This is a genomic window from Corynebacterium sp. MSK073 (assembly GCF_030232085.1).
Taxonomy (GTDB): domain Bacteria; phylum Actinomycetota; class Actinomycetes; order Mycobacteriales; family Mycobacteriaceae; genus Corynebacterium.
Genome location: NZ_JASPIY010000009.1, coordinates 101,475 through 109,883 on the forward strand (window position 1 = coordinate 101,475; position 8,409 = coordinate 109,883).

Below are 8,409 nucleotides of genomic sequence, written 5' to 3' on the forward strand. Positions count from 1 at the left end.
GGCCCTGGAACCTCCGGGGTTCTATCAACTCGAAGGGGAAGACAAGTCATGCCACTGTCACCAGCTGATGTACACAACGTCGCGTTCAGCAAGCCGCCGATTGGCAAGCGTGGCTACAACGAGGATGAGGTAGATCAGTTCCTCGACCTCGTTGAGGACGCCCTTGCCCAACTGCAGGATGAGAACGAAGACCTGCAGGCGCAGGTGAGCGATCTTAGCTCAGGCGCCAAGGCCGGCGGAGCAGGGGCTGGTGCCGCAGCCGCCGCAACCTCCGGTGCAGATGAAGAAGCTCTGCGCAAGGAGATTGAGGCCAAGCTGCGTGCTGAATATGAAACCAAGTTGGCAGATTCCAAGTCCGAGGTCTCTCGCGCTAAGGAAGAAACCAAGAAGGCCCAGGAGCAGGTAAAGGCCGCCCAGGCCGAGGCCGCAAAGGTCAAGGAAAGCGGTGCCGATGCCACCGCAGCGGGTGCTACCGCCGCCGCTAATACCGCCGAGCTTAAGGCTGCTCGCGACGAGGCAGCAAAGGCCAAGAAGGAAGCCGAGGAGGCTCGCGCAGAGGCTAAGCAGGCCAAGGAGAAGCTGGAGTCTTCCCAGCGCGAGAATGAGAACCTGAAGAAGTCCGCTTCTGCCGCTGGTTCCTCCAACTCGGCCGCCTCCAGCGCCGCAGCGGCCGCCGCAGGTGCTGGTGCAGCACAGGGTGCAGACGGCCTGGCTACCCCTGATACCCACATGCAGGCAGCGCGTGTGCTGGGCTTGGCCCAGGAGATGGCGGATCGCCTGACCTCTGAGGCTCGCGCCGAGTCTGAGTCCATGCTGACCGAGGCCCGCACGGCCGCAGAAAAGCAGCTTTCTGATGCCGACTCTCGTTCTAAGGCACAGCTTGCCGAGGCGCAGAAGAAGTACGACGCTCAGGTGCAGGATGCAGAAACCCGCTCCAAGAAGCTGGTTTCTGAGGCAGAGGAGAAGGCTCAGCAGACCGAGTCCGATGCTTCCTCCCGCGCCGAGGCGCAGATTCGCCAGGCGGAGGAGAAGGCCGCATCGCTGCAGGCCGATGCCGAGAAGAAGCACACCGAAGTCATGAACACCGTCAAGCAGCAGCAGACCGCCTTGGAGGCGCGCATCTCCGAGCTGCGCACCTTCGAGCGCGAGTACCGTACCCGCTTGAAGACCCTCCTCGAGTCCCAGCTGGAAGAGCTCGAGACCCGCGGAACCGCCGCACCAAACGGCGATGCCGGCAAGAACTAAGTAGCCGGTTGGCAGTAACTAAGCCAAAATAGTTACCCGTAGCGCCCACGCCTCTAGGGGAGTGGGCGCTATTGTGGTTTTATCCACCTCGCTATGATTGTTCCCATAGCTACTTTTACCCCCTCTGAGAGGAACTGACATGCTCGTTGCTGCCCTCGTCCTTGCCCTTGTGGCCTTCGTGGCTTTGGTGATGTATGTCTTAAACACCGCCGATTGGGCGTTGTACCTTGTCTTCATCGCAGCGGGCTCCGGCATCGTGTTGTTTATTATCGACTGGGCGCGCAAGTACCGTGCGGATAATAACGCCCTTGAAGAAGACCTGTCCCAAGGCTGGAAACAGAACTAGGCCCAGAGCCGTCCAGGATCGCTCAGCCTTGATCCGGCTGGGTCAGGCTGGGGTAGATTCGGCCATGTTCCGTCAGAAGTATCAGCTCCCGCCATTGCGGCATGCCAAATTAGGCGCACGGCGGCGCCTCGTCTAGCCGGTGGGGTCCAACGCCAGTGCCAGCCGCACTAACCGCACCACCCCAACTGCCCGCACCGCCCGCAATCATCCGCACCATCTGCGGTTTACCGGATCGCGGTTTCCTCGGATCCCTCGGAACCCGCGTCCGGTTCCTGAATCCCGTTCCTGCGGCGGTCCCCTCCGGGGACCCGCCACGAACCCCCGTAAAAGATCTAACTAATCTGGGGGCTCCCACCTGATCGTCCCATTCCGGCGAACGAGGTGCCCGCGCAGTGGCGGGGCATTGGGGTCATCGTCGTTGACCCCGTTGTGGTAGGCGCAGGCTGTGGATAAGTTACCTATGTTGGTCAACCCACCGTGCAACCACGGCTCCAAATGATGAATCTGACATTCGTCTGCGGGCTTGTTGCACCGCGGCCACGGGCAGATTGGGTTTTCTGCCGCGGCCATCAGGCGTTGTTTCGCATTGGCGAAGCGCTCCGTGCGGTACAGGTTCACCGCTCCCTCATAGGGACTAATGAGGGTAATCAGCCCGCGTTCCTTCAGCGCGCGCTCGAGGTACTCGGCGCCGGTAAGAGTAGCGCCATTGGTCATTTGGAGCTGGATTTCCTCGCCATCGCCGTTGATGATGCGCACGTAGTCATCCAGGTTGACCAGGACATTGGTCATCACCGTGGTCTTTACGGCGGAGCCGCCGCCGAAAAAGGTCTGTTCCACTGCCTCGAGCGGCTCCTTGCCGCTCTCTTTTAGCGCGGCATGAAGATCCGCAATAAGCGAGGAACGCGCATCGATGGCCAGGGTCCACGGCGCGTTCTTGCGGCGAATGATGCGCACCCCAGGCTTAACCTTCTTCTTTTTCGCAGGTAGCTTGGATTTTGCCAGTTTTTCTAGATCCGCCGTGCCGGCGTTGGTGGTGCAGAGCTGCTCGCGGAGAAGCCAGGCATCGAAAAGCGTGGGCATCTTGCGGGCATACTTTTCGATGATGGACAACGCCACGATGGAATGGCCATTGCGCCGGGCACCGTCCATGGCTCGCCGGCGCCGGCCGGTGAATTTGGTGTTTCCGCAATAAGCCTCTTTGAGCAGGATAAGCTCCCGCGCCGTGTGCTCCGGCGCGCCATGCGCCCGCAGATCGTCCTCAGACAGGCCAGTGCACCCGGCGACAATATCCATCCCCGGGGCCATAGCTGCTAAGTAATTCTCGAGCGCGGTCATGCTTCATAATCTATGGCCACGCACAACCGCGTACAACAGGAAAATTTCTACCTGTGGATAACTTTTGTGCACAGCGTTCGTGTGGCGCTATACTGGCGGGCACATGCGATGATCCGGCCATCACCGGGGGAGCAATTCAGAAGAACGGTCATAAGGCTCAGTAGAACTGAACGGGTGGGACCGTTATCTCCTTCACCGAAATGAAGCGGAGCTTTCAGCTCAAGCAGGGTGGTACCGCGAGCCACTGGCCCGTCCCTGCATCAAGTTATAGCGTGAAGGAAGACAATGGTGAAAAAGATTTACCCCAAGGTCGATATGACCGGCGGCTCGAGCCGCTTCCCGGACATGGAAGAAGAAGTCCAGAAGTACTGGAAGCAGGACGATACGTTCCAGGCTTCTTTGGAAAAGACCAAGGACTGCCCCGAATACATCTTTTATGACGGCCCTCCCTTTGCCAATGGCCTGCCGCACTACGGCCACCTGTTGACCGGATACGTGAAGGATATCGTGCCGCGTTACCGCACGATGGCCGGAAATTACGTCCCCCGCGTCTTCGGCTGGGATACCCACGGCTTGCCCGCGGAGCTGGAGGCAGAAAAGCAGCTCGGGATCACCGATAAAGCCCAGATCGAGGACATGGGCCTGGACAAGTTCAACGAGTACTGCGCTAAGTCGGTGCTGGAATACACCGATGAGTGGGAAGATTACGTTAACCGCCAGGCGCGCTGGGTGGACTTTGATAATGGCTACAAGACCATGGATATCAACTTCATGGAATCGGTCATGTGGGCCTTCAAGGAGCTGTATGACAAGGGCCTAATCTACAAGGGCTTCCGCGTTCTGCCTTACTCTTGGGCGGAGCATACCTCCTTGTCCAACCAGGAAACGCGCTTGGATGATTCCTATAAGATGCGCCAGGATCCCACCTTGACTGTGACTTTCCCGGTCGCAGGTGCTCGCGAGGGCACCGCGGCGGAGAAGACATTGGCGGATTACCCCGCGCTTGCCGATGCCTCCTTCCTCGCCTGGACCACCACCCCCTGGACCCTGCCGTCCAACGAGGCGCTGGCGGTTCACCCGGAGGTCTCTTACGCACTATTTAAGGCCACCGACGGCGAATTCGCTGGCCGCACGTTCATCATGGCTGAAAACCTGCTGGGTACCCTGGAAAAGGAGCTGGGTGAGGCGCAGGTGCTGGGCACCTTCACCGGCGCGCAGCTTGAGGGCTTTAAGTACGAGCCGAGCTTCGGATTTTTCCCAGACCTGCGCAATGCCTACCAGGTACTGTTGGCGGACTACGTCACCACCGAAGACGGTACGGGTGTTGTCCACCAGTCGCCCGCCTTTGGTGAAGACGATATGAATACCACCAACGAGTACGACATCGAGTTGGTGGTCCCAGTGGATGAGGACGGTAAGTTCACCTCCCAGGTGCCGCCGTACGAGGGTCAGCTGGTCTTCGATGCGAATAAGTCCATCATCAAGGACCTCAAGGCCGCTGGGCGAGTGGTGCGCCACGTCACCATCGAGCACTCCTACCCGCACTCTTGGCGCTCGGGCGAGCCGCTTATCTACATGGCGCTGCCCGCATGGTTTGTGAAGGTCACCGAATTCCGCGATCGCATGGTGGAGCTTAACCACAACAAGATCGAGTGGCTGCCGGAGCACATCCGCGATGGCCAATTTGGCAAGTGGCTGGAAGGCGCCCGCGACTGGAATATCTCCCGCACCCGCTACTGGGGCGCGCCCATCCCAGTGTGGATGTCCGATAATGACGAGTACCCGCGCATGGACGTCTACGGCTCTTTGGATGAGCTGGAGAGGGACTTCGGCAAGCGCCCGGAGTCGCTGCACCGCCCGCACATCGATGAGCTGACCCGCCCCAACCCGGATGATCCCACCGGTAAGTCCACGATGCGCCGCGTGCCGGACGTGCTGGACTGCTGGTTCGAATCCGGCTCCATGCCGTTTGCGCAAAAGCACTACCCGTTTGAAAATAAGGAGTGGTTTGAAACCCACTCGCCGGCGGACTTCATCGTGGAGTACTCCGGGCAAACCCGCGGTTGGTTCTACCTGCTGCACGTGCTGTCCACTGCGCTCTTTGATCGCCCGGCATTCAAGAAGGTCGTGGCCCACGGCATCGTCTTGGGCAATGACGGGCTTAAGATGTCCAAGTCCAAGGGCAACTACCCGGATGTCAACGAGGTCTTTGACCGCGATGGTTCCGATGCCATGCGCTGGTTCCTGATGTCCTCGCCCATCCTGCGCGGCGGCAACCTCATCGTTACCGAGCAGGGTATCCGCGAGGGCGTGCGCCAGGCGCTGCTTCCCATCTGGAATGCGTACACCTTCCTGCAGCTCTACGCCGAGCAGGAGGCGAAGTTCGATACGAGCTCCACGCACGTGCTCGACCGCTACATCCTGGCTAAGACCCACGACCTTGTGGCCAACGTCGATGCAGCGCTGGCGGGGACCGATATCGCCACCGCCACCGAAGAGGTGCGCCTTTTCGCTGACGTGCTGACCAACTGGTACGTCCGCCGCTCCCGCGATCGCTTCTGGGGCGGCGAGGATGCCAACCCGGAGGCCTTCAATACCCTCTACACCGTGTTGGAGACCACCACGTGCGTGGTTGCCCCGTTGCTTCCGCACGTCGCCGAGGTCATCTACCGCGGCCTGACCGGTGAGCGCTCCGTCCACCTGGCTGATTTCCCCAAGGCCGAGGACTACCCCGCGGATGCGGACCTGGTGTCTGCCATGGACGCTACCCGCGCGGTGGCATCGGCTGCGTCCTCGGTGCGCAAGGCCAATAAGCTGCGCAACCGCCTGCCGCTGCCGAAGCTCACCGTGGCCTTCGCGGGTTCGCAGAGCCTAGCGGACTTCGCCGACATCATCCGCGACGAGGTCAATGTCAAAGAGGTTGAGCTTACTGACGATGTCGATTCCGTCGGTACCTTCCAGGTGGTCTGCAACGCCAAGGTTGCCGGCCCGCGCTTGGGCAAGGATGTCCAGCGGGCCATCAAGAATCTTAAGGCGGGCAACTACGAGCGTCGCGGCGATGAGGTCGTGGTTGACGGGGACATCGTCTTGAGCCCTGAGGAATACACCGAGCGTTTGCAGGCGGCGAACCCGGACTCCACGGCCCGCATCGAGGGCCTGGATGGCCTCGTCGTCCTGGATACCGAGGTTACCGAAGAGCTCGAGGCCGAAGGCTGGGCCGCCGATGTCATCCGTGGCTTGCAGGATGCCCGCAAGAACTCCGGCTTCGACGTATCTGACCGCATCTCCGTGGTCCTTTCCGTGCCCGAAGAAAAGAAGGAGTGGGCGCTGCGTCACGCTGACACCATCGCTGGCGAGGTGCTGGCTACGGAGTTCTCCGTAGTCACCGAGCAGCTTGCCGATGCCCACGATATCCTCACCGGAGTCACCGCCACCGTAGCCAAGAACTAAGAGCACACAGGCTAAACGTTAAGCGGCCCGGCCGGATGCTATCTACAGCGTTCGACTGGGCCGCTTTGCGCACTTATCAATCGGTGGGTTCAATATGCGTAAGAATTAAAATAAAAGAAGAAATGGGGATGTGGACTTTGTTGTGGGGCTTGCTGGAGAAGCTGAAGTAATCGGTGGTCTCTGTTTAGCGAGGACGCCATTGTCAGCCTTGACATCATGTACGAAAGCCGTGTTCATTAAGTGATCTCGCACACTTTTTCGGGTATACACTTTTGGGTAAAAAGCAATATGGTTTACTAATCTTGCGTTTAAAAACGTAAATAGCACGATAGAGATCGTGTTATTCCGCTTTCTGCGGTGTCCGCCCGCGCTTTACATTTTTGAAAGCACATCGTGGCATACAGGGCCCGTAGTTCGAAGTACCCCTTGGAAGGTTCGTATGAAACTCAATAAGCGTGTTCTCGCTTCTGCAGCTATCTCTGCATCTCTCGTGGCTACCGCAGTTACCCCAGTTGCTTGGGCTACTGGTGAGCATCTTAACTGTGCACAGAACTTCCGAGCCGGCGTCGATTTCGATGCTGGCATCAATGCCAACGTTGCGGAGCATCTGCAGCGTAACTGCAAGTTGAGTGTGGGTCAGATCACTGAGCTAAGTGTTAGCGAAATGGCACAGACAGCTAGGGAACTCTTGGGGAAAGACAACACGCCTCTTTATTCTGAAGAAGAGTTGAAGCGTTTGTCACATTCTGAGGTTGTCAGGGAAGCGCGGATCAATGGCATTTCTTCCGACGATGATGGCAAGGGTCCTGCTGAAGGCGGACAGCAGTCAGAGGCTCCTCTAATGGTGAATGATGTCAAAGCAGGGGACAGGGAAATCACTGGCTCGGTGTTTTGCTCCCAGGTCAAAAGAAGACAGTTCAAGTTACTTTCCCAAACTTCAGGGCATTAACTACGGACCTACATCTTAAGGAAAATCTGCTGAGGAAGGTGGAGCCTCTAATGGTAAAGCTGTCACCTTTAAATTCGACGTTCCTGAAGGGATTAACCTAAAGGCAGGTGAAACACTACTCTTTAGTTCGCTATATGATTCCTTGGCTCCGGACGATAGCAAGAGCAAAGCCATACCAGTAGTTGTTAAACCTGCGGATGTGGCCGAGGAGGAAGGCCCAGATTCTGGGGACTCTGAAGGCGAATTCCCGTTCGCTGTTTCCGCGGAAGTAAATGACATCAAGGCAGGAGACAAAAAGGTTACCGGTAAGGTTCGTTTGTACCCAGGCCAAGAGGTGGAAATTGAGGCTTATTTCCCCGGCGGAAGGATTCAGACAACCGTCGTGAAGCTGGAGAAAAAGTCTGCACAGAAGGGCCAAGTTCCTGAAGGTGAGTTTGTCCCGTTTGAAATCGATGTACCTGCAGACGTCAAGTTAATGGCAGGTGACAAGGTATCCGTTTCTCCGATCCCTCATGTCACGGATCCGAAAACCGGTGAAAGCAACAGCGTAGGGCTCATTGTGAAGGCTGCTGATAAGGGCAGCGAGTCGCAACCCGACCAGACCTCTGGTAACGGTAATGGCAAGGGCAAAGAGGGAGGCAGCGGTTCCACAAAGCCGGCACAGCCATCGGTTCCGGGCGCTGATGATAGCCCTGGTGCTGGAGAAGGCAGCTCTAAGTTTGGCAAGGTCTTTGAAGTAATTCCTGGTTTGGGTGCTTTGGTGGAAGGTGTTGCCAAGTTCTTCAACAAGAACTCAGGCCTCGCTCGCCTCTTGCAACCGCTGCGTAACTTCTTCTCACTGTTTAAGTTCTAATCTCGTCTGAGTTAGTGGATTAGTGCGGGCTTGATGCGCGGACTAGGCTACCGACAGTGACTGAACCGGAGCCCTCCATGAGGAGGTGCTCCGGTTTCTGTGTTGTCTGGCCAAATGTTGCGGGACTTGGCCTAGCGCACTGGGCCGGGCAGGTGTGACGCGGGCTTGTTTTAGGGACCGGTAAGGCGGTACCAGGTACCGGGGTGGCGGTAGCCGCCCGGTAGCCGGTTT

The 8,409-nt window shown here is 58.2% G+C and carries 6 protein-coding genes; 5 read left to right on the forward strand and 1 reads right to left on the reverse strand.

All coding sequences use genetic code 11. The features are described 5' to 3' along the window. The first annotated feature begins 48 nt into the window (after positions 1-48). Together QP970_RS07695 and QP970_RS07700 are read left to right on the forward strand one after the other, a co-directional pair. Complete coding sequence (locus QP970_RS07695; RefSeq protein WP_239269924.1) at positions 49-1,245, forward strand: DivIVA domain-containing protein; 1,197 nt, start codon at positions 49-51, stop codon at positions 1,243-1,245. Between the two features lie 139 nt (positions 1,246-1,384). Next, positions 1,385-1,591, forward strand: coding sequence for a hypothetical protein (locus QP970_RS07700; protein ID WP_005278448.1), 207 nt, complete (start codon positions 1,385-1,387; stop codon positions 1,589-1,591). A gap of 336 nt (positions 1,592-1,927) precedes the next feature. Here the strand turns inward: QP970_RS07700 and QP970_RS07705 are convergent, their stop codons facing one another. After that, positions 1,928-2,926, reverse strand: a complete 999-nt coding sequence (locus QP970_RS07705) for an HNH endonuclease signature motif containing protein (RefSeq protein ID WP_239269923.1) — start codon at positions 2,924-2,926, stop codon at positions 1,928-1,930. 285 nt (positions 2,927-3,211) lie between these two features. Between QP970_RS07705 and ileS the strand changes: the two genes are divergently transcribed. The 3 genes from ileS to QP970_RS07720 all read left to right on the forward strand — a co-directional run bounded on the left by ileS (position 3,212) and on the right by QP970_RS07720 (position 8,178). Next, positions 3,212-6,376 (forward strand): isoleucine--tRNA ligase, encoded by a 3,165-nt coding sequence (ileS, locus tag QP970_RS07710; protein WP_284869841.1) that lies wholly within the window; start codon positions 3,212-3,214, stop codon positions 6,374-6,376. Positions 6,377-6,815: 439 nt separating this feature from the next. After that, positions 6,816-7,325: a hypothetical protein gene (locus tag QP970_RS07715; protein WP_239269921.1), complete on the forward strand. Its 510-nt coding sequence runs from the start codon at positions 6,816-6,818 to the stop codon at positions 7,323-7,325. A 142-nt stretch (positions 7,326-7,467) separates the two neighbouring features. Beyond that, the gene (locus tag QP970_RS07720) at positions 7,468-8,178 is read left to right on the forward strand and encodes a hypothetical protein (protein ID WP_239269920.1); all 711 of its coding nucleotides are present in this window, start codon (positions 7,468-7,470) and stop codon (positions 8,176-8,178) included. Positions 8,179-8,409 lie beyond the last annotated feature (231 nt).